Origin of the sequence: Kutzneria viridogrisea DSM 43870 (genome assembly GCF_000525635.1) — a bacterium.
Classification (GTDB): domain Bacteria; phylum Actinomycetota; class Actinomycetes; order Mycobacteriales; family Pseudonocardiaceae; genus Kutzneria; species Kutzneria viridogrisea.
The window spans coordinates 120,263-145,492 of the sequence record NZ_CP007155.1 but is presented as its reverse complement, the minus strand read 5'-3'; the positions used below and the strand labels follow the sequence as shown (position 1 = coordinate 145,492).

General features: G+C 71.7%; 24 protein-coding genes. 9 read left to right on the top strand and 15 right to left on the bottom strand.

Annotated features, from left to right (window positions below):
• Positions 1-84: 84 nt before the first annotated feature.
• The 4 genes from serS to KALB_RS00690 are packed head-to-tail and all read right to left on the bottom strand — an operon-like array spanning position 85 to position 3,633.
• A complete protein-coding gene (gene serS / locus KALB_RS00705) occupies positions 85-1,350 on the bottom strand; it encodes a serine--tRNA ligase (RefSeq protein ID WP_025353807.1) in 1,266 nt (421 codons plus the stop codon).
• A gap of 14 nt (positions 1,351-1,364) precedes the next feature.
• Positions 1,365-1,790: a DUF350 domain-containing protein gene (locus KALB_RS00700; protein ID WP_025353806.1), complete on the bottom strand. Its 426-nt coding sequence runs from the start codon at positions 1,788-1,790 to the stop codon at positions 1,365-1,367.
• 13 nt (positions 1,791-1,803) lie between these two features.
• Positions 1,804-2,970, bottom strand: a complete 1,167-nt coding sequence (locus KALB_RS00695) for a glutathionylspermidine synthase family protein (protein WP_025353805.1) — start codon at positions 2,968-2,970, stop codon at positions 1,804-1,806.
• A complete protein-coding gene (locus tag KALB_RS00690; RefSeq protein ID WP_025353804.1) occupies positions 2,971-3,633 on the bottom strand; it encodes a hypothetical protein in 663 nt (220 codons plus the stop codon). It lies immediately after the preceding gene.
• A 66-nt stretch (positions 3,634-3,699) separates the two neighbouring features.
• Here KALB_RS00690 and KALB_RS00685 point away from each other — a divergent pair, with 66 nt between their 5' ends.
• The gene (locus KALB_RS00685) at positions 3,700-4,668 is read left to right on the top strand and encodes a septum formation family protein (RefSeq protein ID WP_025353803.1); all 969 of its coding nucleotides are present in this window, start codon (positions 3,700-3,702) and stop codon (positions 4,666-4,668) included.
• Between the two features lie 11 nt (positions 4,669-4,679).
• Entirely contained in the window at positions 4,680-5,018 is a 339-nt protein-coding gene (locus tag KALB_RS00680) for a metallopeptidase family protein (protein WP_030111347.1), read from the top strand.
• Here the strand turns inward: KALB_RS00680 and KALB_RS00675 are convergent, their stop codons facing one another.
• Complete coding sequence (locus KALB_RS00675; RefSeq protein ID WP_318296742.1) at positions 5,019-5,645, bottom strand: histidine phosphatase family protein; 627 nt, start codon at positions 5,643-5,645, stop codon at positions 5,019-5,021.
• A 61-nt stretch (positions 5,646-5,706) separates the two neighbouring features.
• The gene (gene pheA / locus KALB_RS00670; RefSeq protein WP_025353800.1) at positions 5,707-6,627 is read right to left on the bottom strand and encodes a prephenate dehydratase; all 921 of its coding nucleotides are present in this window, start codon (positions 6,625-6,627) and stop codon (positions 5,707-5,709) included.
• 112 nt (positions 6,628-6,739) lie between these two features.
• Here pheA and KALB_RS00665 point away from each other — a divergent pair, with 112 nt between their 5' ends.
• Positions 6,740-7,339 carry a macro domain-containing protein gene (locus tag KALB_RS00665; protein ID WP_025353799.1) on the top strand — a complete coding sequence of 200 codons (600 nt, stop codon included), beginning with the start codon at positions 6,740-6,742 and terminating at the stop codon, positions 7,337-7,339.
• A 25-nt stretch (positions 7,340-7,364) separates the two neighbouring features.
• Positions 7,365-7,958, top strand: coding sequence for a flavin reductase family protein (locus KALB_RS00660; protein ID WP_025353798.1), 594 nt, complete (start codon positions 7,365-7,367; stop codon positions 7,956-7,958).
• Here KALB_RS00660 and KALB_RS00655 read toward each other — a convergent pair.
• Positions 7,942-8,445, bottom strand: coding sequence for a GNAT family N-acetyltransferase (locus tag KALB_RS00655; protein ID WP_025353797.1), 504 nt, complete (start codon positions 8,443-8,445; stop codon positions 7,942-7,944). The two genes, KALB_RS00660 and KALB_RS00655, sit on opposite strands and share 17 nt — an antisense overlap.
• Positions 8,446-8,492: 47 nt before the next feature.
• Here KALB_RS00655 and KALB_RS00650 point away from each other — a divergent pair, with 47 nt between their 5' ends.
• On the top strand, positions 8,493-9,137 hold the full coding sequence (locus tag KALB_RS00650) for a response regulator (RefSeq protein WP_025353796.1): 645 nt from the start codon (positions 8,493-8,495) through the stop codon (positions 9,135-9,137).
• Positions 9,138-9,279: 142 nt separating this feature from the next.
• Here KALB_RS00650 and KALB_RS00645 read toward each other — a convergent pair whose 3' ends face one another.
• From KALB_RS00645 to KALB_RS00630, 4 genes are read right to left on the bottom strand one after another with little or no spacing between them, the layout of a single operon-like run.
• A complete protein-coding gene (locus KALB_RS00645; RefSeq protein ID WP_025353795.1) occupies positions 9,280-10,407 on the bottom strand; it encodes a GAF domain-containing sensor histidine kinase in 1,128 nt (375 codons plus the stop codon).
• A gap of 15 nt (positions 10,408-10,422) precedes the next feature.
• Positions 10,423-13,686, bottom strand: a complete 3,264-nt coding sequence (cydD, locus tag KALB_RS00640) for a thiol reductant ABC exporter subunit CydD (RefSeq protein ID WP_042220068.1) — start codon at positions 13,684-13,686, stop codon at positions 10,423-10,425.
• Entirely contained in the window at positions 13,683-14,690 is a 1,008-nt protein-coding gene (gene cydB / locus KALB_RS00635) for a cytochrome d ubiquinol oxidase subunit II (RefSeq protein WP_025353793.1), read from the bottom strand. Before cydB ends, cydD begins: the two co-directional genes overlap by 4 nt.
• Positions 14,691-14,703: 13 nt before the next feature.
• Positions 14,704-16,194, bottom strand: a complete 1,491-nt coding sequence (locus KALB_RS00630) for a cytochrome ubiquinol oxidase subunit I (protein ID WP_025353792.1) — start codon at positions 16,192-16,194, stop codon at positions 14,704-14,706.
• A gap of 327 nt (positions 16,195-16,521) precedes the next feature.
• Here KALB_RS00630 and KALB_RS00625 point away from each other — a divergent pair, with 327 nt between their 5' ends.
• The gene (locus KALB_RS00625) at positions 16,522-17,124 is read left to right on the top strand and encodes a TMEM165/GDT1 family protein (protein WP_030109130.1); all 603 of its coding nucleotides are present in this window, start codon (positions 16,522-16,524) and stop codon (positions 17,122-17,124) included.
• A 133-nt stretch (positions 17,125-17,257) separates the two neighbouring features.
• On the opposite strand, the gene KALB_RS00620 is transcribed toward KALB_RS00625, so the two are convergent.
• Genes KALB_RS00620 through KALB_RS00610 form a run of 3 tightly spaced genes read right to left on the bottom strand, consistent with a single transcriptional unit; the run spans position 17,258 to position 19,946 of the window.
• Entirely contained in the window at positions 17,258-17,899 is a 642-nt protein-coding gene (locus tag KALB_RS00620) for an IclR family transcriptional regulator (RefSeq protein WP_025353790.1), read from the bottom strand.
• A 2-nt stretch (positions 17,900-17,901) separates the two neighbouring features.
• Complete coding sequence (gene fahA, locus KALB_RS00615) at positions 17,902-19,083, bottom strand: fumarylacetoacetase (protein ID WP_025353789.1); 1,182 nt, start codon at positions 19,081-19,083, stop codon at positions 17,902-17,904.
• Positions 19,080-19,946: a hypothetical protein gene (locus KALB_RS00610; RefSeq protein WP_081789138.1), complete on the bottom strand. Its 867-nt coding sequence runs from the start codon at positions 19,944-19,946 to the stop codon at positions 19,080-19,082. The genes fahA and KALB_RS00610 overlap by 4 nt, the downstream gene beginning before the upstream one ends.
• A gap of 79 nt (positions 19,947-20,025) precedes the next feature.
• On the opposite strand from KALB_RS00610, the gene KALB_RS00605 reads away from it, so the two are divergent.
• The gene (locus tag KALB_RS00605) at positions 20,026-21,213 is read left to right on the top strand and encodes a homogentisate 1,2-dioxygenase (RefSeq protein ID WP_025353787.1); all 1,188 of its coding nucleotides are present in this window, start codon (positions 20,026-20,028) and stop codon (positions 21,211-21,213) included.
• A 1-nt stretch (position 21,214) separates the two neighbouring features.
• On the opposite strand, the gene KALB_RS00600 is transcribed toward KALB_RS00605, so the two are convergent.
• The gene (locus KALB_RS00600; protein WP_025353786.1) at positions 21,215-22,291 is read right to left on the bottom strand and encodes a hypothetical protein; all 1,077 of its coding nucleotides are present in this window, start codon (positions 22,289-22,291) and stop codon (positions 21,215-21,217) included.
• A gap of 124 nt (positions 22,292-22,415) precedes the next feature.
• Here KALB_RS00600 and KALB_RS00595 point away from each other — a divergent pair, with 124 nt between their 5' ends.
• A complete protein-coding gene (locus KALB_RS00595) occupies positions 22,416-23,663 on the top strand; it encodes an SWIM zinc finger family protein (protein ID WP_025353785.1) in 1,248 nt (415 codons plus the stop codon).
• Positions 23,664-23,808: 145 nt separating this feature from the next.
• Entirely contained in the window at positions 23,809-25,191 is a 1,383-nt protein-coding gene (locus KALB_RS43530; protein WP_025353784.1) for a DUF5691 domain-containing protein, read from the top strand.
• Positions 25,192-25,230: the final 39 nt, after the last annotated feature.

Here is a 25,230-nt window from a genome sequence, read left to right as displayed (position 1 = left end):
ACGAAGGTACATCAAATGAGACATCCACGTCTCAAACCGCGGGTAAAAGGGAGCGGGGTCACCCGTGGGTGACCCCGCTGCCGACTACTTGACCGGGGTCAGCACGTCCTGACCGCCGAGGTACGGGCGCAGCGCCCGCGGCACCACCACGGAGCCGTCGGGCTGCTGGTGGTTCTCCATGATCGCCACGATCCAACGCGTGGTGGCCAGGGTGCCGTTGAGCGTGGCCACGGTCTGTGGCTTGCCGTCGGCGTCCCGCGAACGGATGTTGAGCCGCCTGGCCTGGAAGGTGGTGCAGTTCGAGGTGGAGGTCAGCTCGCGGTAGGCCGACTGGGAGGGCACCCACGCCTCACAGTCGAACTTGCGGGCCGCCGAGGCGCCGAGGTCGCCGCTGGCCGTGTCGATGACCCGGTACGGGACCTCGACCTTGGCCAGCATCTCCTCCTCCCAGGCCAGCAGGCGCTGGTGCTCCTCGCGGGCCTGCTCCGGCGCGCAGAAGGAGAACATCTCGATCTTGTCGAACTGGTGCACCCGGATGATGCCCCGGGTGTCCTTGCCGTACGACCCGGCCTCGCGGCGGTAGCAGGAGGACCAGCCCGCGTAGCGGCGCGGACCGCCGGACAGGTCGATGATCTCGTCGGCGTGGTACCCGGCCAGCGGCACCTCGGAGGTGCCGACCAGGAACAGGTCGTCCTCGCGCAGCCGGTACACCTCGGTGGCGTGCGCCCCGAGGAAGCCGGTGCCCTCCATGATCTCGGGCCGGACCAGCGAGGGCGTGATCATCATGGTGAAGCCAGCGGCCACGGCCTGCTGCATGGCCATGTTCATCAGCGCGAGCTGCAACTGCGCGCCGATGCCGGTGAGGAAGTAGAACCGCGAGCCGGAGACCTTCGCACCGCGCTCCATGTCGACCGCGCGCAGGCCCTCCATCAGCTCCAGGTGGTCGCGCGGGGTGAACTCGAACTCGCGCGGCTGGCCGACGGTCTTGAGCACGGTGTAGTCGTCCTCGCCGCCGTGCGGCACCCCGTCCTCGACCAGGTTGGCGATGCGCTTGTGCGCCTCGGTCAGCGCCTGGTCGGCGGCGGACTGCTCGGCCTCGGCGGCCTTCACCTCGGCGGCCAGCTCCTTGGCCTTGGCCAGCAGCGCGGTGCGCTCCTCGCCCTGGGCCCTGCCCACCAGCTTGCCCAGCTGCTTCTGCTCGGCGCGCAGGGAGTCCGCCCGGGACACCGCGGAGCGGCGACTCTCGTCGGCGGACAGCAGGCTGTCCACCAACGACGGGTCCTCACCACGTGCGCGCTGCGAAGCGCGCACCACGTCCGGGTTCTCGCGCAGTGTCCTGAGGTCAATCACGCCGTGAAATCTACTCAGCTGATCGCGACGGCCACCACGAGCCCCAGGGCCAGGTGCGCGGCCGCCACCACGACGCTGACCGGCGAGAACTTCTCCGCGGCGAGCAGGGCGCCGATGTCGATGCGCATGGCGAACTCGAAGACGCGGATCGCGATCACCTGGACGATGATCCCGATCAGGCCGAAGACCAGCGCGGACACGATGCCCTCGGACAGCTTCGCGGGCGAGTTGTAGATCGCCACCAGCACGATCAGCGCCACGCTGAGCAGCCCGGAGGCGGTCACCGCCGCCGCGTTCGGACGACCGTCCCTGACCAGCTTCGACAGCTTGCCTGGGGTGGTCCAGTCGATCACGTAGAAACCGATCAGCATCAGCACGAGACCGATCACCGCGTAGAGCGCGATCGCGCCGACGCCCTGGCCAAGAGTCGCGAGGGTCACGGCTGGTCAGTATTCACGACTCGACTATCCGATGTGGAACGAAAGAGGCCCCGTCGTCGGTCACAAGTCCGACACTTTCCCGGATGCCCAGGCCCGCGGCGGCATCGTCCACCACCCAGGCACCGAGCACCGGCCGGTAGCCGTCGAACTCCGGCAGCGGGTCGAACAGCTGGTAGACGTGGCCCTCGCGGCCGTACACCCCGCCGGTCTCGGTCTCGTAGCCCGGGGCCACGATCGTGATGTTGGCGCCCTCCCTGCCCAGCAGCGGCTTGCGCACGTACTCGGTGAGGAAGCCCGGGTCGCCAAGGAACGCGGGCAGCAGGTTCGGGTGGCCGGGGTGCATCTCCCACAACACGGCCAGCAACGCCTTGTTGGACAGCAGCATCTTCCACAGCGGCTCGACCCACAGCGTGCCCGGCAGGGTCTCCACGGCGTGGCGGCCGAACTGCTCCTCGACCACCCACTCCCACGGGTACAGCTTCACCACGGTGTTCATCGGGGACTCGGCGAGGTCCACGAACCGCTTGAGCAGCGTGTCCCAGCCGATGTCCTCGATGGACAGTCCCACCGTGTCCATGCCGCCCTCGGCCGCGGTCTCCTGCAGATAGGCCACGGTGAGGTGGTCCTCACCCGTGGTGTCCCCCTCGGACCAGGTGAAGTGCAGCTCGTTGTTGGGCAGCAGGTTGCCGAGGTCGCGCCACCGCTCCACCAGCTTCTCGTGGATGGAGTTCCACTGGTCGTCCTCGGGGAACACGTCGGTCTTCCAGTTCCACTGGATCACCGAGGCCTCCAGCAGGGAGGTCGGCGTGTCCGCGTTGTACTCCAGCATCTTCGCCGGGCCCGAACCGTCGTAGCGCAGGTCGAAGCGCCCGTACACGTGCGGGTCCCTGCGCTTCCAGGACTCGGCGATCGCCGGCCACAGCCACTCCGCGATGCCGAAGTCCCGGTAGCGCTCGGTGGTCACCACCGTGTCCACCGCCTCCAGGCACATCGAGTGCAGCAGCTCGACGTCGGCCTCCAGCGAGAGGATCTCGTCCATCTCGAACACGTAGTGCGCCGACTCGTCCCAGTACGGGCGCTGCGTGCCGTTCACGCCGACCGAGGGCGAGCCGAACACCAGCCCCTGGTCGGCGACGATCTGCTGCCACCCAGGCCGTGGCCTGGAGGTCTCCCGGTGCACTCAGCTGCCCCCGCTCGTCCCGCTCTTGCCGCCGCTGCTGCCGCCGCTCTTGCCCGCGCTGCTGCCGCTGTCCCCGCTGCCGCCCTTCACGCCGAAACCGCCGCGCTGGATGGTCTGGCCGCTGGAGGACTTCACCTCGGTGCCGCTGCTCGGCGCGGTGATGGTGCCGCCGGTGGCGCGCTGCCCGATGCTGCCGCTGCCGCCGTAGTAGTAGTGGTACTGCCGCCCGCCGGAGAACAGGAACCAGCCGGTGCCCGGGTTGTACGAGCCGCCGTTGGACGAGTAGTACGCCGAGTTGACGTTGCAGTACTGGTCGTCGACCACGACCCCGCTGTTGTCGGTGCACCGCGCGGTCACGCTGGTGGACGGACCGGACAGCGCGTAGGAGGCGGCGATCACGCCGACCAGCCCCACGCCGACCCCGCCACCGATCAGCGCCCGCTTGCGGATCTTCTTCTTGCGGGCGAGCTGCGCCTGCTCGACCTCCTCGGCCTCCTGGCGCTCGCGCTCCTCGGCGGCGGCCCGCTCGCGGGCGCGCTTCTCGGCCAGTGTCGGCGGCCTGGGCTTGGTCGAGGAGTCCTGGAAGCGGACGCTGCCCTGCTTGGGCTTGTTCTCCTCGGTCCGCTCGGGCTTGACCTCGTCCTCGGGTGTGTCGTCGGCCATCGGCTCCTCCTGCCAGAGACGGTACCCAGTGTCGGTTACTGGCCGGCACAGGCATCATGGGTTCTGATGCCAGAACTCGCTGAGTGGTTTCATCCAAAGCGGCAGACCGGCCAGACCCGTCTGCTGATGGTCGGCGCCGTCCTCGGGGCGCTGGTCGTACTGACCACGAGCACGCTGTTCTCGTGGCCGATCAAGGGTATGCCCGCGGGCGCCGCGACGGACGCGAACGCGGCCTTCGACGCACCCGACGGCAGCTGCCTGACCTGGGCGGACAACGGTGAGATCAGCCGTGTCGACTGCTCGGCGAAGCACCTGTTCGAGATCGCGGGCACGGTGGACCTGACCGCCAGCTACCCGTCCGGGGCCCCCTTCCCCGACGGCACGCTGTGGCAGAAGATCTCCCAGGACAAGTGCACCCCGGTCACCGCCAAGTACATGTCGGACAAGCTCGATCCCAACGGCAAGTACAGCACCGGGGCGCTCAAGCCCAAGGAGCAGCAGTGGTCGGCGGGCGCCCGGCAGGTGCGCTGCGGGCTGCAGGCGGCGGGACCGCGCGGCAAGCTCCAGCCGACCACCGGCTCGGCGACCAAGTCGGACCAGTCCCCGGTGTACCCGGAGGGCACCTGCCTGGGCATCGAGGGCAAGGACCTGGGCGACCCGGTGGCCTGCACCGAGGCGCACGCCTACGAGATCATCGGCGTGGTGGACCTCAAGCCTCAGTTCCAGGACGCCTACCCCACCGAGGACAAGCAGAAGGCCGCGCTGTCCCAGGCCTGCGAGAAGATGACCACCGCCTACACCAAGGGCTTCGACCTGACCAAGGTCGGCCTGGGCGTGACCTGGGACACGATCAAGCAGGAGAGCTGGAACCTGGGCTCCACCAAGGTCAACTGCAAGGTGGGCCAGAAGCTGCCGGACGGCTCCGGGCTCCAGAAGATCACCAACTCGGTGCGCGGGGTCGGCCCGCAACTGGTGCCCAGCAGCACCCAGAACGCGCCGACCAACACCCCGCAGGACTCGGGCTCGGGCAACTAGTGGCCTTCTCGATGAGCCCAGCCCGGTTCGAGGAGCTGGTCGGTGAGTCACTGGACCTGGTGCCGCCGCGCTTCGCGGAGGCCATGGACAACGTGGTGATCCTGGTCGAGCCGCGCAACGAGGAGGACCCGACGCTGCTCGGGCTCTACCACGGCGTCGCACTGACCGAGCGGGGCTACGACTACGGCGGCGCGCTGCCGGACCGGATCTTCCTCTACCGCGAGGCGATCCTGGACATCTGCGAGACCGAGCAGGACGTGGTCGACGAGGTGGCGGTCACCGTCGTGCACGAGATCGCGCACCACTTCGGCATCGACGACCACACCCTGCACGAACTCGGCTGGGGCTGATCACCCCAGCGGCACGCCGGCCCACTCCAGGCAGCGCCAGCCGCCCGCGGCCGTGGGGTCCAGCTCCAGCACGACCCGTCCCGTGTTGGGCAGCAGGTGCGTCTCGGCCAGTTCCGCCGGGATGTTGTCGGCCAGCGCGAAGGAGGCCAGGCGGATCGCCGCCCCGTGGCTGACCAGCACCACCACCCCGTCGGCGTGCCGCTGGCGGAGCTGCTCGACCACCGGCAGGAAGCGGGCCAGCGCCTGGTTGGCCGACTCGCCGCCGGGCATCGGCGCGTCCAGGTCCTCCCCGGAGGTCCACTTCGTGAACACCCCGAAGAAGGTCCGCAGCGAGTCCTCGTCGTTGAGGCACTCCAGGTCGCCGACGAACACCTCGTGCACGCCCTCGACCACCACCACGTCCAGCCCGTGCGGCTCGGCGATCGCGGCGGCGGTCTGCCGTGCCCGCACCGCCACGCTGGAGTAGACCGCCGACACCGGCTCCCCGGCCAGCACACGGCCGACGGCCACGGCCTGCTGCTGCCCCTGTTCGGTCAGCGGTGGGCCGGGCGGCTTGGAGTCCAGCGCGTGCACCACGTTCGACGGGGTCTGCCCGTGCCGGACCAGGACGAGTCGCAGCGTGCTCACGCCCTCACCTCGCCAGCGCTCAGCGAGCGCGTTCGCACCGGCGCTGCGTTGAATGGCTCGCTCACGCGCGCTCACCCCGCCGCACGGCCGCCACCCAGTCCGTGGCCGCGGCGAAGTCCTCGTCCCGCGTGGGCGCCGCGACCTGGGTCTGCGTGCCGTCGGTGCGCGGGTACGAGCCCAGGAAGCGCACTTCCAGGCAGCGCCGGTGCAGGGCCGCCAGCGCGTCGGCGATGCGCTGTTCGGCGAGGTGGCCCTCCACGTCCAGGAAGAACCGGTACTCGCCGAACCGGTCCTTGGTGGGGCGGGCCTCCAGCCGGGTCAGGTTGATCTCCCGCAGGGCCAGCTCGTGCAGCAGCCCGGAGAGCGCGCCGGTGCGGTTGACCGCGACGGCCACCAGCGAGGTGCGGTCCGCCCCGGTCGGTGCGGGCAGTGCGCCGGGCCTGGTGACCAGCAGGAACCGGGTCACCGCGTCGGCCACGTCGGCCACGCCCGTGGCGAGCTCGTGCAGCGGGTAGTGCTCGACGGCAACGGGTGCGCTGACCGCCGCGTCGTACTCCCCCGCGTGCACCGCGCGGGCCGCTCCCGCCGTGGAGTTGACCGCGATCGCCGTGGCCTTGGGCAGGTTCGCCTCCAGCCAGCCCCTGACCTGGGCGAGCCCGTGCGGGTGGCTGGCCACGGTCTGGATCTGCGCGGCCTCGGTGCCCGGCCGGACCAGGACGCTGAAGTGCACCGGCAGCACGTGCTCGGCCACCGCGACCACCGGCTCGCCCAGTGCCAGCGCGTCCATGGTGGCCGGGACCGCGCCCTCCACGGAGTTCTCCACCGGCACGCAGCCCGCGGCGACCTCGCCGGAGCGGACCGCGGCGACGACGGCCGGGATCGTGTCCAGCGGCAGCAGCTCGTGCTCCCGCGGGTCGGCCAGCGCACGCGCCGCCTGCTCCGTGAAGGTTCCCTGGGGTCCGAAATAGGCGATGCGCGGCACCTCACCACCCTACGGCCACCGTCGACCCGCGCTTCGTTGAGGCGTAGATCACCCACTCGGACGGTGGCCTCCCCAGTTACGCGCCGTGTCGGTGGCCTGCAATGCTTGGGTCGTGACCGCTGACACGGAGGGCGACACGACCGCTCCGCTGCTCAAGCTCGTGCTGTGTGCCGTCGAAGCGCCGTTGGCGGCGGCCTGGAAGACCGTCGCCGAGAGCCGTGAGGGCATCAGCGTGCACCCCGGTTCGGTGCTGGACATCGAGGCCGAGGCCGTGGTGAGCCCGGCCAACTCCTTCGGCTGGATGCGCGGCGGCATCGACGCGCTCTACTCCCGCGCGTTCCCCTACGTGGAACAGCACGTGCGCAGCGGGGTGCTGGCCTACCACGGTGGCGAGCTGCCGGTGGGCGAGGCGCTCATCGTGCCAACGGGTGAGCCTGCCCCCGAATGGATGATCAGCGCACCCACCATGCGTGAGCCCGGTGAGCAGCTGCCCGCCGACACCGTGCACCCGTACCTGGCGGCGCGCGCCGTGTTCCGGCTCTGGCTGCACGGTCGCCTGGAAAGCGGTGTCCCCGTGCGGTCCGCCGTGCGCACGGTCGCCATGCCCGGTCTGGGCACCGGCGTGGGCGAGGTCGATCCGGTGACCTGTGCGCGGCAGGTCGCCGCCGCCTGGGACGAGGTCTTCAGCGAACTGCCGACCGCGAGCGGCTGAGCCGGTCGGCTTGCACACTGGGGTGGTGCGCACTGATTTCGATCCCCAGGCCCTGCCCGCCCGCGAGTTCTACCGGCTGCTGACCGCCGTGGTGGTGCCCCGGCCGATCGCCTGGGTGTCCTCCACCTCCGGTGCGGGCGTGGACAACCTCGCGCCGCACTCGTTCTTCACGGTGTCCTGCGTGACCCCGCCGGTGGTGCAGTTCACCTCGGTCGGCCGCAAGGACAGCCTGCGCAACATCGAGGACACCGGCGAGTTCGTGGTGAACCTGGCTCCCGAACCGCTGTTCGAGCAGATCAACGCCAGCGCGACCAACTTCCCGCCCGGTGTGGACGAGTTCGCCGAGCTGGGGCTGGCCAAGGAGCCCAGCGCGCGGGTCCGGCCGCCCCGGGTGGCGCAGTCCCCGGTGGCGTTGGAGTGCTCCCTGCACAGCACGCTGCTGCTGGGCGATTCCACGGTGGTGTTCGGCACCGTGCTGCACGCAGCCGTCGACGAGCGGGTGCTCATCGACGGGCACCCGTCCATCGACCGGCTGCGCCCGCTGGCCAGGTTGGGCGGGGACGAGTGGTCCACCATCGGCGAGGTGCGGGAACTGGCCAGGATCAGGTATTCGGGCTGAACAGCAGGCGTTCCAGGTCGATCTCGTCGTGCAGCGGGATGTCGTAGGGCCCCGTGGCGGGGATCTGCGGTTTGAGTCTGCGCGCCTCGTCAACCGCGCCCTGGCGCACTGTGAGCAGGCGGAACTGCCTGCGCTGGTAGAACCGCAGCGCGTCCAGGTTGGCGTTGGTGGTGGTCGCCGTGATTCGGGCGAGTCCGCGCCTGCGCGCCTCGCCGACGACGGCGGCCACCAGTTCGGAGCCGATGCCCATGCCGCGCACCAGCGCGTCCAGGGTGACGATCTCCAGCGTGTCGCCCGCGGTGTCGAAGGTGACCAGGCCGACCAGCCTGGTCTCGCGCACCGCGAGCAGTCCTTGCAGCGCCGCGGGGCGGAAGACCGTCCCGTGTACCACCACTGTCGCCCCACCCCACAGCTCTGTCATCAGCCGGCCCAGCGCGGGGCGGTCGGCATTGGCGATGTGCTTGATTCGTAGGGTGTCGTCGGCCACGGCTCAACAGTGGCACGTCCGGTCATCGCAACGGATACCGTGGGTGGGTGTCCGTCACAGTGTTGCTCGTCGATGACCACGAGGTGGTGCGCCGGGGGCTGCGTGACCTGCTCGACGGTGAGGACGGGGTGGAGGTCGTCGCCGAGGCCGGTGGTGTCCAGGAAGCGCTGGTGCTGGCCCGTTCGCTGCGGCCCGCCGTGGCCGTGGTGGACATGCGGCTGCCCGACGGGGACGGGGTCAGCCTGTGCCGCGAACTGCGCGGCCTCGCCGAGGGCGACTGGCAGGGCCCGCACTGCCTGGTGCTGACCGCCTTCGATGACGAGGAGGCGCTGTTCGGCGCCATCATGGCCGGTGCCTCGGGCTACCTGCTCAAGCAGGTGCGCGGCCAGGACCTGGTGAAGGCCGTGCGCGAGGTGGCCCAGGGCCGTTCCCTGCTGGACCCGGTGACCACCGCCCGCGTGCTGGAGCGGATGCGCCGCCCCGCCGCCACCGACGAGCTGGACGCGCTCACCGAGCAGGAACGCAAGGTGCTGAACCTGATCGGCGACGGGCTGACCAACCGGCAGATCGCCGAACGCCTGTTCCTGGCCGAGAAGACCGTCAAGAACTACGTGACCTCGGTGCTGGCCAAGCTGGGCATGGAACGCCGCACCCAGGCCGCCGCCTGGGTCGCCAAACGCTCCCAGCGGTGAGGGTTTGGCTAGTCGTAACGACTACTGCATCCCCCGCCACTCCCAGGGGGGCGACCCCGCTTCCAGCCTACCGCCCGCCCCACCCCGTTGATCTTGCTGAAGATCCACATGTGGACAACTCGCCAGCTGTCCACAACCAGCCTCAACCGACTGGTACCTCCCAGACGACCGTGGTACCGCTGCGGGCCGAGGAGTCGACCACACACCGGCCGCCCACCGAGGTGGCCCGCTCCTCCAGGTGACGCAGGCCGCGCCGGGTCACGTCCGGCGGGATGCCGCAGCCGTCATCCACCACGCGCAGCCGCAGGCCGTGCTCCCCGCGCTGCAACTCCACCGTCACGGCACTGGCCCCGGAGTGCCGCACCACGTTGGACAGTGCCTCCCGCAGCGCGGCACGCGCGTTGTCCGCCACGGCCACCGGGACGTCCACCATGTCGCCCTCGATGAGCAGCTCGGGTTGGAAGCCCAGCAGCTCCCCCGCGGTGTTGACCTCCGACCGCGCGGACTCCAGCAGGTCGGTGGCGGTGCTCGTGTCGGAGGGGTCGCCGCTGCGCAGGGCGCGCACGTGCCCACGCACCTCGGCGATGGTCTGGTCGAGCTGGTCCACGGCGTCGGCCAGGCGCTGCGCCTCCTGGTCGGTGAGCTTGCCCGCGAGCCTGCGGTCGAGCAGGTCGAGCTGCACCCCGGCGGCGTAGAGCCGCTGGATGATCACGTCGTGCAGGTCGCGGGCGATGCGTTCGCGCTCCTCGTACACGGCCAGCCGCTGGCGGGCGGTCCAGCCCTCGGCCAGCACCAGCGCCAGCCCGGCCTGTGCGGCGAAGGCCGTGAGCATCTCGATGTCGGTGGCGGTGAACGGGACGTGCCCGCGCCTGCGGTACACCGCGAGCGCGCCCAGCCTGCGCTCCCTCGTGCCGAAGGGCACCACGGCGAACGGCCCGTAGATGCGCAGTTGCGGGGGCACGAACGGGGCGGTCACCGGGTTGGAGGTCAGGTCGTCCACCACGACCGGGATGCCGCTGCGGGCGACCCTGGCAGCCGCGGACCGCGCGGAGAGCACGATGCCGACCGGATTGGTGCCGCCGTGCGCGGCCTCCACGGTGAGCCGGTCGTCCTCCCCGCGCACCGACACCAGGCACAGATGGGCAGCGGCCAGCTCGGCCGCGCCCCGGACGACCAACGGCAGCACGGCGTCCGGGTCGTCACCGGACAGCGCTGCCGTGGTGATCTCGGTGGCGACCTGGAGGGTTCGGCCGGCAAGCGTGGGGTCCATGATGCGCATACGAGGTTAGGCCGCCTCTCGCTCGCGCACCCGGATCGTGCCAAGGCTCACCTCGATCACCAGATCGGCCAGCTCCGCCTCCTCGGGTCGGTGTGTGACGTGTACGACGGTACGGCCCGCGAGTCGATCACGCAGGCGGTCCAGCAGGACACGCGCTGTCGGCTCGTCCAGGTGCGCGGTGGGCTCGTCCAGCAGCACCAGGTCCGCGTGCTCGGCCCGCAGCAGCGCCCTGGCCAGCGCGAGCCGCTGGGCCTCACCGCCGGAGACGGTCGCTCCCCCGGCGCCGAGCACCACGTCCAGCCGGTGCGCCCAGCCCGGTAGCTCGGCGGCCACCAGCGCCTCGCGCAGGGCTTGGTCGCTGGCCGCCGGGTCGCCCAGGCGCAGGTTCTCGCGGATCGTGGTGGACACCAGCTGGGGCTCCTGCGGGCACCAGGACACCCGACCAGGCAGTCGCAGCTCGCCCTGTTCGGCAGGCAGGAAACCCAGCAGCAGAGCCAGCAGCGTGGACTTGCCCGCGCCGGACGGCCCGACCACGGCCACGTGCGTGCCGGGTCTGATCGGCCCCAGGGTGACCCCGGTCAGCGCGGGGGCCCCGGCACCGGGCCAGCGCGCGGTCACCTCGTGCAGGTGCAGGTGTTCGCCCGGAACGGGAGCGTCCCGAAGTCCCATGTCGGGACGGTCCCGTTCCGGGCGGTCCCCGAGCAGCTCAGTGACCCGCTGATGGGCGGACCTGAGTGCACCCCACTGCTGGGCTGCCACGGGGAGTCCGGCAACCGCCTCGGCGGCCGCCAACGGCACCAGCACCACCAGGGGCGCCAGCACCGGGTCGAGTTGCCCTGCGGCGACGGCACTCGCCGCGAGCCATGCGCAGGCCACGGTGGCCGCACCGATGGCGGCCGTCACCACCGCACCGGCCGCGCCCGCGCCGAACGCCTGACGGCGTGCGGTGGCCGCGAGCGCGCTGTCGGCGGCGGCGAGTTCGCTGCGGCGCAGGCGGTGCGTGCCGTAGGCGATCAGGTCGGCTGCGGCGTCGAACAGCACGAGCACCTTGGCGGCCACGTCACGGCGCCCAGCGGCCAAGGCGGTGCTGGCCCTGCGCTCGACGAGCAGCGCCACCGCCGGACCGGCCACGCCCGCCACCAGCAGGCCGATGCCCAGCGCCAGCCCCGCGGCGGGCAGCACCGCCGACTCCAGTACGACCGCACCGATCGCCACCAGGCCGCCGACCAGCGGTGGGATCAGCACGCGTGGCACCAGGTCGCGCACGGCGTCGGTGTCGTCCACCAGCCGCTGCACCCCGTCGGTGCGGCGCAGCGCTGTGGTGCGCGCGGGCCCGAGCCGGACCACCGCCTGCCAGAGCCGCACCCGCAGCTCGCCGCCCAGCCGGAACGCGGCGTCGTGCGTCACGAGCCGTTCCACGTAGCGCAGCACACCCTTGCCGAGCCCGAAGGTCCGCACGGCGACGATGGCCACCGACAGGGTCAGGATCGGCGGCTGCTGGGCGGCCCTCGCGATCAGCCAGGCCGCCGTGGCGGTGAGCGCGATGCCGCAGCCCACGGCGGCGACACCGAGTGCGGCCCCGGCCAGCAGGCGCCAGCTGACCAGGTCACGCACGCGGGCGCGGACCTGGTCGGTGCTCGGCCTGCTCGCGGCGAGCACCGGCGCGGTGGGCGGCGCGGGCTGGTCCTGGTCGGCGATCCGGTGCGTGGCCAGCAGCACGCCCACCCCGCTCGCGGCGACCTCGGTGATCACCGACATGACCCGTGCCGCGGTGGCCGGATCGAGGTGGGCCGTCGGCTCGTCCAGCAGCAGCCAGCGCGCGCCCTGCTCGATCCTGAGCAGTGCTCGCACGAGGGCGACTCGTTGCCGCTCGCCCGTGGACAGCTCTGCCAGTGGCCGGTCCACCAGGTGTTCGGCGCTGACTCTGCTTGCGGCACCGAGGATGTCGCCGCCGATGAGGTCGAGTTCGGCGCGCACCGTGTCGGCGCTGAAGACGGGCCGCTGCGGCACCCAGGCGAGCTGTCGGCGCCATGTCGACAAATCCACTGTGGACAGGTCGACCCCGTCAACGGTCACCTGGCCCGCGTCCGGGCGCACGAAACCGAGCAGCACGGCCAGTGTCGTGGACTTGCCCGCCCCGCTCGGCGAGTCGAGCCGGTGGATCTGGCCTGGCCGCAGCGTGAACGACAGGTCCTCGGGCGCGAGCCGGTCCCTGCGCCGGACGCCGAGCCCGCGCACGACGATCGCGCCGGTACCGGCCTCCGCGGTGCCCTCGTGGTCCCGCGTGCCGATCTCGGCCACCCTGCGGACCGCCTCGACCCCGTCCTCGCTGGCGTGGAACGCGGCGCCCGCGGCACGCAGCGGCAGGTAGCACTCCGGCGCGAGGATCAGCACCAGCAGGCCGGTGGCCAGGCCGAGGCTGCCCGCGACCAGCCGCAGGCCGATGTCCACGGCCACCAGCGCCACGGACAGGGTGGCCACGGTCTCCAGCGCGAAGGCGGACAGGAAGGCCACCCGCAGGGTCGCGCCGGTGGCCTTGCGGTGTTGCTCGCCGACCTTGCGCACCGCCTCGGCCTGTGCGGGGGCACGGCGGAACGCGGTGAGCACTGGCAGGGCGCGGACCAGTTCCAGCAGGTAGCCGGAGAGCCGGGCGGTGGCGTCGGCGGCCCGTGCGGCGCGGTGCTCGGTGAACTTGCCGATCAGCGCGGCGAACAGCGGGATCAGCGGTACGGTGAGGGCGATCAGCAGGGCCGAGGTCGGGTCGGCGACCAGGATGCAGGCGCCGACCAGCGCGGGCACCACGGCGGCGGTGACCAGCGCGGGCAGGTACTTGGTGAAGTAGGCGTCCAGGGCGTCCAAGCCCTTGGTGGACAACACGGTGAGCTCGGCCGACCCGCGCTCGACGATCCACTCCGGGCCGAGGTCCAACGCGCGGTCGAGCGCCCTCGCGCGCAGTTCCTCCTTGGCCCCGGCCGCGGCGCGGGCGGCGGCGGTCTCGGTGGCCCAGCTCAGCACCGCCCTGGCGAGCACCGCGGCAGCGGCGAGGGCCAGCGGTCCGCCCACCTGGTCGGTGTGCCCTGCGGCGACCGAGGCAAGCAGCGTGGCCAGGGCCCAAGCCTGGGCGACGAGGGCGGCGGCGGTGAGCACCGCGAGCACGGCGCAGGTGACCAATGCTCGGCGCGCTGACCGGGACAGACCCGGTAGCGCGCCGAGCGGGCCTCTCCTCGGGCGGTCAGCTTGGCGGGAAGGCCGCCCGGGAGAAGTCGTCACGGAACGTGCACCTCGGGGATGTGCTTGGTGCCGATGCGGCGCCGGAACACCCAGTAGGTCCAGCTCTGGTAGAGCAGCACGGCCGGGGTGCCGAAGGCGGCGACCCAGGTCATCACCCCCAGGGTGTACGGGCTGGAGGCCGAGTTGGCCACGGTCAGCGAGTACGCCGGGTCCAGTGTGGACGGGATGACCGCGGGGAAGGCGGAGCCGAACAGCACCACGACCACGCCCACGAGCAACACGCCGAGCAGGGCGAAGGACTGGCCTTCACGCCCGGCGCGCAGGCGCACCAGCGCCAGCACCCCGGCCAGCAACGCGACCGCGGCGAGGACCAGGGTCCAGGCGCTGCCCTGCCGGACCTGGAGCAGCACCAGCAGCACGGCAATGGGGACCAGGCACAGCGGGCCGATGCGCAGCGCGAAACCGCCTGCCCGCTGGCGGATCTCGCCCTCCGTCTTGAGCGCCAGGAACACCGAGCCGTGCAGGATGCTGAACCCGGCCACCGCGAGCGCGCCGAGCAGGGCGAGCGGGGTGAACAGCGCGAGCGGGCCACCGGACAGCGCGCCGTCCTTGGTGAGCGGCAGGCCGGTGGCCATCGCGGTGAGCACCAGGCCCCAGCCCAGCGGCGGGATCCAGGAACCGAGCTGGATCACCACGTCCCAGCGGCGACGCCAGCGCGCACTGTCCACCTTGCCGCGGTACTCGAAGGCGACCCCGCGCCCGATCAGCGCCAGCAGGATGAGCAGCACCGGCAGGTAGGCGGTGGACAGCATCGTGGCGTACCAGGGCGGGAATGCCGCGAAGGTGGCGCCGACGGCCACGAGCACCCACACCTCGTTGCCGTCCCACACCGGGCCGATGGTGTTGACCATGACTCGTCGCTCGGTGTTGTCGCGGGCGAGCAGGCCGAGCAGGATGCCGACCCCGAAGTCGAAGCCCTCCAGGAAGAGGTAACCCAACCACAGGACGACGATCAGGCAGAACCAGATGGTCGACAGATCCACGTGCACCCCTCCCTCAGTAGGCGAAAGCCAGGACGTCTTCGGACTTCTCGGTGTCGGTCGGCGGCGGCATCACACCGGCGACCCCGGCCCTGGCGTACCGCACGAGCAGGTACACCTCCACGACCGCGAGCACCCCGTACACGGTGGTCAGCGCGATCAGCGAGGTGAGCATCTCCCCCACCGACACCCCCGAGGACACGGCCTGCGCGGTGTACATCCAGACACCGTCCACTCCGGACGGGTTGGGCACCACCACGAAGGGCTGGCGGCCCATCTCGGTGAAGATCCAGCCGAAGCTGTTGGCCAGGAAGGGGGTCGCGATGGAGAGCAGTGCCAAGCGTGGGAACCACTTGGTCCGTGGGATGCGTCCCCGGCGGGTCAGCCAGAGCGCGAGCAGGGCGGCGGCCGCGGCGATGCCGCCGAACCCGATCATGAACCGGAATCCCCAGTAGGTGACCGGCAGCACCGGCACGTAGTCGATGGGCTTGCCGGACAGCTCGCCCAGCTTCGGGTCGACCGGGTAGTTGCTGCCGTACTTGGCCTGGTACTGGTGGATGAGGTCGCCGACGCCCTTGACCTCGGTGGAGAAGTCGTTGTGCGCCAGGAAGGACAGCAGCGCGGGCACGGTGATGCTCTTGACGTTCTCGCAGTCCTGCCTGGACACGTCCCCGTAGGCGAAGACGGAGAAGCTCGCCGGGGCCTCGGTGTGGCACAGGGCTTCCGCCGCGGCCATCTTCATCGGCTGCTGCTCGAACATGAGCTTGCCCTGCGCGTCCCCGGTCAGCGCGACGGCGGCGAAGGAGATCATGCCGATCCAGGCGCCGAGCTTGAGCGAGCTGGACCAGACGCGGCGGTCCGGGTCCTCGGCGCTGGAGTCGCGGTGCTTGCGCCACAGATGCCAGGCCGAGATGCCGACCAGGAAGGTGCCCGCGACGGCGAAGCCGCCCGCGACGGTGTGCGGGAACGCGGCCAGCGCGGTGTTGTTGGTGAGCAGTGCCCAGATCGAGTTCAGCCTCGGCTTGCCGTCCACGAACTCGATGCCGACCGGGTGCTGCATCCAGGAATTCGCCGAGAGGATGAAGTAGGCCGAGACGGTCGAGGCCAACGAGGCGGCCCAGATGCAGGCCAGGTGCACGCGTTTCGGCAGCCGTTCCCAGCCGAAGATCCACAATCCGAGGAACGTGGACTCGACCATGAAGGCGACGAGGCCCTCCATCGCCAGCGGTGCGCCGAAAACGTCACCGACGAACTTCGAGTAGGAGCTCCAGGCCATGCCGAACTGGAACTCCTGGACGATTCCGGTCACCACGCCCATGGCGAAGTTGACCAGCATGAGCTTGCCCCAGAACTTGGTCATCGCCAGGTAGTGCCGCTTGCCGGTGACCACCCAGGCGGTCTGCATGATCGCGACCACAATGGACAACCCAATGGTCAACGGCACCATCAGGAAGTGATAGACGGTGGTGATTCCGAACTGCCACCTGGCGACATCAAGAACGTCCACGACATCACTGTGCCAGCGGGAACCGGGTTCCGCTCAGGTGCGAGCGTCCCGTTCGCGGAGGACCTAGGTCCCGGTGGCCGAGGTCACGGTGGGCGGCGAACCCATGAGCCGGTTACAATGATTGCGCCTGAGGGGAGTAGTTCCCACGATCGCTGGAAACAGCGGTCTGGCGAGAGCATCGACATACTGATCCTCACGGGGATCCGGTGCCTCACCCGCGTCAGCGCGGGCGAACGAGACCTCCGGCCGGGTAGACGCATACCCGGTCGGGGTCGTGCGTTCCGCCACTCCCCCCGTCCGGGCCGGACGGGAAGGACTCGGGACCTCATGGCTTCACCCTTGCTCATGCTGCTGACGGCGTTCGCCGTCGTGCTGGCCGTGGAGCTGCCGGACAAGACGCTGGTGGCCACGCTCGTGCTCACCACGCGCTACCGCGCCGCGCCGGTGTTCCTGGGTGTGTGCGTGGCGTTCCTGGTGCAGTGCGTCGTCGCGGTCGCCTTTGGCAGCCTGCTGACCCTGCTGCCGACGAACCTGGTCACCGGCGTGGTCGCCCTGCTGTTCGGCATCGGCGCGGTGATGCTGCTGCGCGAGGGCTTCGCCCGCGTCGAGGACGGCGAGCAGGACGCCGCCCGCTCCGGCAACGGACCGGTGCCGTTCTGGCGTTCCGCGCTGACCTCGTTCGGCGTGCTGTTCGCCGCCGAGTGGGGCGACGCGTCCCAGCTGGCCACCGCGGGTCTGACGGCGCACTACGGGGACCCGCTGATGATCGGCATCGGTTCCTGGCTGGCGCTGGTCGTGGTGGCCGGTGCCGCCGTGCTGATCGGCCGCAAGATCCGCGACCGGGTGAAACCGCACCTTGTGCAACGGGTCGCCGGTGTGCTGTTCAGCGTGTTCGCGCTGATCGCGGCCTGGGAGACGATCTTCGGCTGAGGTCTGGCCGCCGGGTTGTGCACAGGCGGCGAGTTGTCCACATGTGGATCTTCAGCAAGATCAACGGGGTGGGGCGGGCGGTAGGCTGGAAGCGGGGTCGCCCCCCTGGGAGTGGCGGGGGATGCAGTAGTCGTTACCGCAAGGCCGCGGTCACCAGGCCCGCGGCGTGCACCACCAGCGGGCCGACGATCTCCAGGTCGAGCGGTTCCATCGACACCACACCGACACTGGCGCGCAGCGAGGGCACACCGCGCACCGGGGCGGCCGCGCCGTAGGCCCCTGGCTGCAACTCACCGGTGCTGTCGACCCAGCCGGGACTGCCGGGCGGCAGGGCGAGCGCCTTGCCCGCGGCGCCGCGGTGCACGGGGTGCCGGGTGCCCACCCGGTAGGCCACGTGGTAGATCGTCCAGGAGGGCTCGACCACGGCGACGGCCTGCGCCTCGTTGCCCTCGGCCACGGTCAGGTGCGCGGTGGCGCCGACCCTCTCGGCGAGTTCGCGCAGTGCGGGCGAGGCGGCGATACGCAGCTGCGGCAGCACCTTCTCAGCCAGCCGCAGTACACCAAGACCGAGCCGCACCTTGGAGCCGTCCCGGCGCACGAGCCCGCGCGCCTGTAGGGGCACCAGCAGCCGGTAGACGGCCGCTCTGGAGGCCCCGATGGCCATGGCGAGGTCGCTGATGCTCGGCGCCTCGGTGTCCGCGTCGGCGACGGCCTGCAGCAGCGCCAGACCCCGTTCCAGGGTCAGCGAGCTCTCGCGCGTCGCCGACGCGGCCACGGCTAGTCGGCTGCCAGGACGGTGCCGGCCACCTCGGCGAAGCCGACCACGGAGCCGTCCTCGCCCGGCGCCGTCGCGGTGATCACCACGGTGTCCCCGTCCTCCAGGAAGGAACGCTGCGAGCCGTCCTTGAGCGTCACCGGCTCCTTGCCGGACCAGGTCAGCTCCAGGAACGAGCCGCGGTGCCACTTCTCCGGGCCGGACACGGTGCCGGAGGCGAAGAAGTCCCCGGGGCGCACGGTGGCCCCGTTGACCGTCATGTGCGCCAGCTGCTGGGCGAAGGTCCAGGACATCTGCGCGAACGGCGGCTCGGACACCACGGTGTCGTTCCAGCTCACCTCGATCGACAGGTCCAGGCCCCACGGCTGGTCCTCGACCAGGTAAGGCAGCACCTCGTTGGGCAGCGCGGGCGGCTCGACGCGGGCCAGGGCCAGCGCCTCCAGCGGGGTGATCCACGCGCCGACCGAGGTCGCGAAGGACTTGCCCAGGAACGGCCCGAGCGGCTGGTACTCCCACGCCTGGATGTCGCGGGCGGACCAGTCGTTGACCAGCACCACGCCGAACACGTGCTCGGCGGCGGCGGAGGTGGGCACCTGGCTGGCGACCGGCCCACCGCAGACGAAGCCCACCTCGGCCTCGATGTCCAGGCGCACGCTCGGTCCGAAGACCGGCCCGTGCTCACCCTTGCGCTGGCCCTTGGGGCGCACCACGTCGGTGCCCGACACCACGACCGTGCCCGCCCTGCCGTGGTAGCCGACCGGCAGGTGCGTCCAGTTCGGCAGCAGCGGCGCGTCATTGGGCCGGAAGATCCGCCCCACGTTCTCCGCGTGGTGCCGCGAGCAGTAGAAGTCCACGTAGTCGGCGACCGTGAACGGCAGCCGGTTGCTCACCTCGGCCAGCGGGACCAGCGTGCCGCCGCGCGGGGCGACCGTGTCGTTGACCAGCTCGGTCAACCGGGCCCGCAGCTCGCTCCACGCCGGGCGGCCCGCGGCCAGCAGCGGGTCGAGCGTGTCGGCGGAGACCAGGTCGGTGAGCCGCTCGCTGAACGAGTTCGCGATCGGCCGCAGCGGCAGCGCGTGGTCGCCCACCCGCACCGCGACGCCGTCACCGGTGACGCCGTAGGGCAGCGTCTGCGGACCGAAGGGCCGGTCCGAGGCGAACGCCGGGTCCTCGATCCACGTCATAGCAGCCCCAGCTTCTCCAGGTCGGCGACCGGTTCGCCGAGCGAGCAGGACCCGTAGGAGGCGAACACGCCCCGCACCGCGTGCGCGGCGGGATCGGACAGCGCCTTGGCCTCTTCGGCCAGCGCCTCACCGTCGGTCTCGGACAGCGCGGCGCGCACGTCCTTGCCCGACAGCGCGCGGGCCGTGGCCACCAGCAGGTTGAGGAAGCCGTGGTGGGTGAACCCGGTCTCCTCGTCGGTGTGGCGGACCGCGTTGTGCAGCCCGGCCGTGGCCTTGAAGGACACCCCGCCGCTGGCGACCACGGACAGGAAGTCGGCCACCTGGTCGACGCTCGGGAAGGCCTCCTGGCTGAGCCCACCGCAGCGGATCTTGGGCCAGCTGCCGTGCTCGATGACCCGGCCGACCCCGTCCAGCCACTCGGCGCCACCCCTGCGCGGCTCGACCACGCGGATGACGTCCTCCGGCACGAACTCCGAGACGCGCTCGAGCCACACCTCGTCGACGTCGGAGGGAGCGGGCATCTCGACCATGCGCAGCGACAGCAGCTCGGCGCGGGACTCGACGATGGACACCGCCTTGGGCACCCCGCCGAGACCGGTGTCGATGACCAGTGAGAGGGCCACCGGCTTGACCGGTTTGGCCTTGATCAGCTCGGTGATGAGCTCGGGTAGCCGGGAGGCCGGGCACAGGAACAGGCCCAGCACGCCGGCGTATTCGCCGGTGCGCGCGTCCAGGTGCCCCCGGACGGCGTCGACCATCGTCGCGTTGCCCGGGGGGAACAGCGCCGCGTCGTCTACGAGCCTCGCTAGCAGGGGCGGAGTGCCGCGTGGACCGGGCGCACGGAGTTCTACAGCGCTTGACACGGGTGACACGCTAGCGGTGTACCGGCAACTGAACAAAGATGTCCGATAGTCGGACACCTCGCGGGAGTTTGTGAGAGCGATGGCCCATTACCGCCAGGTGGGTGAGATCCCACCGAAGAGGCACACCCAGTTCCGCACCCCCGAGGGCGGTCTGTACGCCGAGGAACTGATGGGAGTCGAGGGCTTCTCCTCCGACTCGGCCCTGCTCTACCACCGGCACCTACCCACCGCGATCGTGGACGCGCAAACGCTTGCCGACCACCGCGGGGCAACCACACCGAACCTGCCGCTGAAGCCCCGCCACTACCGGTCCCAGGAGCTGACCTGGGCCGATGCCGGCGCGGTCGACGCGGTGACCGGTCGGCGCACCCTGTTCGGCAACGCGGACGTCACGATCTGCTTCGTGGCCGCGAACACGCCGAGCCCGCTGTACCGCAACGCCGCGGGCGACGAGCTGCTGTACGTGCAGACCGGCGCCGGGACGATCGAGACGATCTACGGCGCGCTCACCGTGGGCGACGGGGACTACGTCGTCATCCCGACCTCTTGCACCTACCGGGTGGTCCCCGAAGGCGCCGAGCCGATGCGCCTGCTTGTGTTGGAGGCCACAGGCCACGTCGGTCCGCCGCGCCGGTACCTGTCAGCCAAGGGCCAGTTCCTGGAGCACTCGCCCTACTGTGAGCGCGACATCCGCGGCCCCGTCTCCCCGCTGCTGGTGGACGGCGAGGACGTGGACGTGGTGGTGCGCCACCGCGCCGGGCTGACCCGGTTCACCTACGCCAACCACCCGTTCGACGTGGTGGGCTGGGACGGCTGCCTGTACCCGTGGGTGTTCAACATCCGCGACTTCGAGCCGATCACCGGCCGGGTGCACCAGCCGCCGCCCGTGCACCAGACCTTCGAGGGCCCGAACTTCGTGGTCTGCTCCTTCGTGCCGCGCAAGGTGGACTACCACCCGCTGTCCGTGCCGGTGCCCTACAACCACGCCAACGTGGACTCCGACGAGCTGCTGTTCTACGTGGGCGGCAACTACGAGGCGCGCAAGGGCTCGGGCATCGGCCTCGGCTCACTGTCCCTGCACCCCTCGGGCTGCACGCACGGCCCGCAGCCGGGTGCGGTCGAGGCCTCGCTCGGCGTGGACTACTTCGACGAGACGGCGGTCATGGTCGACACCTTCCGGCCGCTGGAGCTCGGTGAGGCGGCTCAGGCGTGCGAGGACCCGAGGTACGCCTGGTCCTGGGCTCGGCGCGGGCCGGACTGGTCCTGACTCAGACCCGGGCCACCGCGATGATCGGGTAACCGGGCACGCCGACGGCGCAGAACCTGCCGCGCTGCGGCGTGCCCGCGACCCACAGGGTGCCCGTCGCACTGATGTTGGCGACCACGTCCACGGTCGCACGGGGCAGCAGCACGGGCACCTGTGTGCCGTCCGGCAGGTACGCCACCAGGCGGCACGGCCCGCCGGCCTGCCTGGGCAGCCAGGACTGCACGACGACCGGGAACGAGGTCCACTGGTCCGCGGCGCGCAGCAGGGTGGGCAGGCGCAGCACCTGGCGACTGCCCGCCAGCATCATGAGGCTGACGACCACCACGCCGACCACGGCGCCGACAGCAGCGCCTGGCGGCAGCAGGTCGCCGACCAACCCGTAGGCCGCGAACACGACCAGTACGACCACGAGCGCGCTCAGCAGCGAGTTGCGCACCCGCGCGCGCACGCGAAGCGCTCCCCACACCGCGAGCTTGTCCTCGGCGGGATGCATCGAGGTGCCCGCGTCCAGCGGGTCCACCGTGGCCCCGGTCGGTGCGGGTACGACCCTCGCGGGCAGCGGCACCGGGAAGGCGTCCGCGAAGACCACGGCGTCACCGTTGGCGTCCGGCCCGATCAGCCACACCTCGTTGGCCCGCTGGATCACCTGGCGCAGCCCCGAGGTCACCAGGCCGACGCGCAGGTGCACGGCGCCGTCCTGCACGGCGAGCACGGTCTGGTTGCCCTGGTGCGCGACGACCCGCACGCGGACCCGCTCCGGCACACCGCTAAGCAGCCGCCGCATCGCGGGCAGCCACTGGCCGACCCGCGCCTGGAAGGTCGCGTACGAGACGAGCGTGAGCGCGGCCATCGCCAGCACCAGGCCGGAGAACAGGTTGATGCCGCGCGAGGCCAGCACCAGCACCAGCGCCGACCCGGCGAGCAGCAGGATCGAGCGGACCATGCGCGCCGGGGCCTTGGCCAGCGCGGTCATCGTCACCGCCACGGCGTTGTCCTGACCGGCCGGGCGGTCGGCGGGCGGGCGCCACACCGGCACCGGGCCTGCCGCCAGCACGGGTTGTTCGGTCGTCTCGGACATGCCGCTCCCCCTCGGGTCCACCCGCGGATTCCTACCAGGGCGACCGGGTCGGCGCACCTCGCGAGGCCAGACCGTGACCAGCGGGAACACCGGACTGTCAGACCAGACCCGTACCGTCCGTGCCATGGACGTGGAGGCGGTGCTGGCGCTGGCGCCGGACCGGCAGGTGGCCACCGGTGCCACCAAGCTCGCCGTGCCTGCCAGCTGGCACGGGGCGGGCCGGGCCGAGGGCGCGCTGTGGGGCGAGTGCGCGGGCAGCGGTAAGAACCCGTACCTGGTGTGCGTGGACCTGCTGGACCGGGCCACGCGTTGTTCCTGCCCGTCAAGGAAGTTCCCGTGCAAGCACGCGGTCGCGCTGCAACTGCTGCACGCCCGGGAGGTGCTGCCCGAGGCGGCGCGGCCGGAGTGGGTGGAGCAGTGGCTGACCGGTCGACGGGCCAGGCAGACCGAGGCGGCGCGGCGCCCGGCCAAGCCCACCGAACGCAGGGAACAGGCCGTGCGGGCGGGCATCTCCGGGCTGCACGACTGGCTGGCCGACCTCGCCGATGGCGGGCTCGCCGCCCTGCCTGGCAAGGAAACCCAGTGGTGGCAGGGCATCTTCGCCCGGATGATCGACGCGCAGGCGCCCGGCGTGGCGGCGGCCACCGCCGAGTTGCGCTCGGTGGTCGCGGCGAAGCGCCCCCGCTGGTACGAGGAGGCCGCCGACCACATCGGACGGTTGCACCTGCTGGCCGTGCTGGCCACCGGGGAGGACGAGGTGGTGCGCACGCGGATCGGCTTCACCACCACCGAGGAGGAGGTGCGCGCGGGCGAGTCCTGGTCGGACGACTGGGTGGTGCTGCTGCGCGCCGACAGCGACGACGGACGGGTGCGCACGGTGCGCCAGTGGGCGTGGGGGCGGGCACGAGCCGAGTGGGTGGTCGTGGCGAAGCACGCGGCCGGGGGTGCGGTGCCCGCGCCCGCGCTGACCCCCGGTGCGGAACTGGCCGCCGTGTTGCACCCGTACCCCGGCGGGCGGCCGAGACGGGTGGCCGTCGGCGAGGTGAGCGGTACCGGCCCGGCGGGCCCGATCCCGTTGCCCCGCACGTGGTCCGCGGCGCTGGCCGAGGTGGAGCCGCTGCTGGTCGAGGACCCGTGGCAGCGGCTCGTGCCGCTGTGCTGCGGCCCGGTGCGGGCCGCCAGGGCCGGTGATCAGCTGGTGCTGGTCGACGAGTCGGCGTACCCGCTGCGCGTGGCCTGGGGGCAGCCGCTGGCCCGCGCGCTGGCCGCGGGCGGCGGCGCCCCGTTCGACGCGCTGGGCCTGTGGGACGGAGTGGCGTTGCAGCTCTGTGCCGTGGCCGAGCCGGGCGGAGCACCGGAGGTGTTGCTGTGAGCGAGCTTGCGAGCTCACCAATAAACACAGGGAGCCTGCTCTCAGGCCGACGAGCACAGCGAGGAGCGCCCGAGAGCGAGCTTGCGAGCTCACTATTGGGCACAGGAGCGGTCGCGAGAGCGCAGGGCGCTAGCGAGGTGGGCTCGTGAGTGCGATCGAAACCCAGTGGCAGCAAGCAGTTCAGCAACTGCTGGTCGGCGCGCGGCGCAGTGGGGTCAGCCGGGACGAGTTGCTCGCCGAGGTCGCCGCGCTCGGGCTCGCCCGGTTCGGCGCCCGCCTGCCCGTACCCGGTGAGCCGATCACGGAGATCCCGAGCGCGCCCGCGGAGGTCAAGCCCTCGACCGGTCCCGCGGCCCGATCGGTGCTGGCGCAGATCCTCAGCTGGGACGACGACGCGCTGCTCACCGAGTGGTGCGCCACCGCGAACAGGCACGGAGTGGTCGCCGCGCCCGCGCACCTGCCCCAGTTGCTGGCGCTGGGCGCGGCGCGGGCCACCCTGCGGCCCGCGATCAACCTGGTGCTCGGCGTGCGTGGCCGCTGGCTCGCCGAGGTGGCCGCCGACTGGGGTTGGGCGCGGGGCCGCACCGAGCACGAGCCGGTGGACCTGGACGCGCCGCCGGGCCGCCGGCTGACCGCGCTGCGGGCCGCCCGCAGGCAGGATCCGGCAGCGGTGCGCGAGCTCGTCGCCGAGCAGTTGCCCGAGCAGCGCAGGGCCTCGGACCGCCAACTGCTCGTCAACGCGCTGGAGGTCGGCCTCGGCGCGGCGGACGAGCCGCTGCTGGAGGCCGCGCTGGACGACCGCGCGGCCGGGGTGCACGACGTGGCGGTGCGGCTGCTGCGCCGACTGCCCGGCTCGGCCCTGTCCCAGCGGGCCGCCGACCGGCTGCGCGAGGGGCTGCCCTGCGCCGAGGTGCTGCCCGGTGGCCGGTACGACACCGAGCCGGACGAGGCCGAGCTGCGGGACCTGATCCGGGACGGCAGCACGGAGAGCGGCCTCGCGGGCAGGCTGCGCGGCGCGGCGGCCAGTGTGTCGCCGGAGTTCTGGGACGTGGAGCAGGTGCTGACCGGACACTGGGCCAAGGCCTTGCTGCAAGGAATCGCCGAGGCGCTGCCGCTGGCGGCGGACCCGGTGCCTTGGGCGGTGGCGGCCAGTCAGGTGCTGACCGGCATGGCCATGCTGGACGCCATCGACGCGCTGCCGGGGCGGACCGCGGCGGAGGTGCTGGTGGCGGTCTCGGGCGGCTGGAAGTACGACATGCTCGACCACGGCTGCTCGCAGCTGCCGGGGCCCTGGCCTCCGGACATCACCGCCGTGCTGCTGGACCGGTTCGGCAACGCCGTGACCCCGGGCTGGCGCACCGGCCGCCCACCCCCGGTGCTGCTCACCAGGGGCGATGTCGGGGTGCTCGATGAGCACTGGCCGCGCATCGCCCAGCGGTGGCCGGAACACACCAACGAACAAGCAGTGCTGCGGCTGCGCGTGGAACTGCGCGACGCGTTCGAGAACGACCGGAAGGAACTCCCGTGAGTGAGCTTGCGAACGAACCATCGAGCACAGGCCGCGGGG

Coding starts and splice junctions, on each gene's coding strand:
- KALB_RS00690 (WP_025353804.1), bottom strand. CDS start 3,633: ATGGCCGACGACACACCCGAGGACGAGGTCAAGCCCGAGCGGACCGAG.
- KALB_RS00685 (WP_025353803.1), top strand. CDS start 3,700: ATGCCAGAACTCGCTGAGTGGTTTCATCCAAAGCGGCAGACCGGCCAG.
- KALB_RS00680 (WP_030111347.1), top strand. CDS start 4,680: ATGAGCCCAGCCCGGTTCGAGGAGCTGGTCGGTGAGTCACTGGACCTG.
- KALB_RS00645 (WP_025353795.1), bottom strand. CDS start 10,407: ATGGACCCCACGCTTGCCGGCCGAACCCTCCAGGTCGCCACCGAGATC.
- KALB_RS00625 (WP_030109130.1), top strand. CDS start 16,522: ATGGCTTCACCCTTGCTCATGCTGCTGACGGCGTTCGCCGTCGTGCTG.
- fahA (WP_025353789.1), bottom strand. CDS start 19,083: ATGACGTGGATCGAGGACCCGGCGTTCGCCTCGGACCGGCCCTTCGGT.
- KALB_RS00605 (WP_025353787.1), top strand. CDS start 20,026: ATGGCCCATTACCGCCAGGTGGGTGAGATCCCACCGAAGAGGCACACC.
- KALB_RS00600 (WP_025353786.1), bottom strand. CDS start 22,291: ATGTCCGAGACGACCGAACAACCCGTGCTGGCGGCAGGCCCGGTGCCG.
- KALB_RS00595 (WP_025353785.1), top strand. CDS start 22,416: ATGGACGTGGAGGCGGTGCTGGCGCTGGCGCCGGACCGGCAGGTGGCC.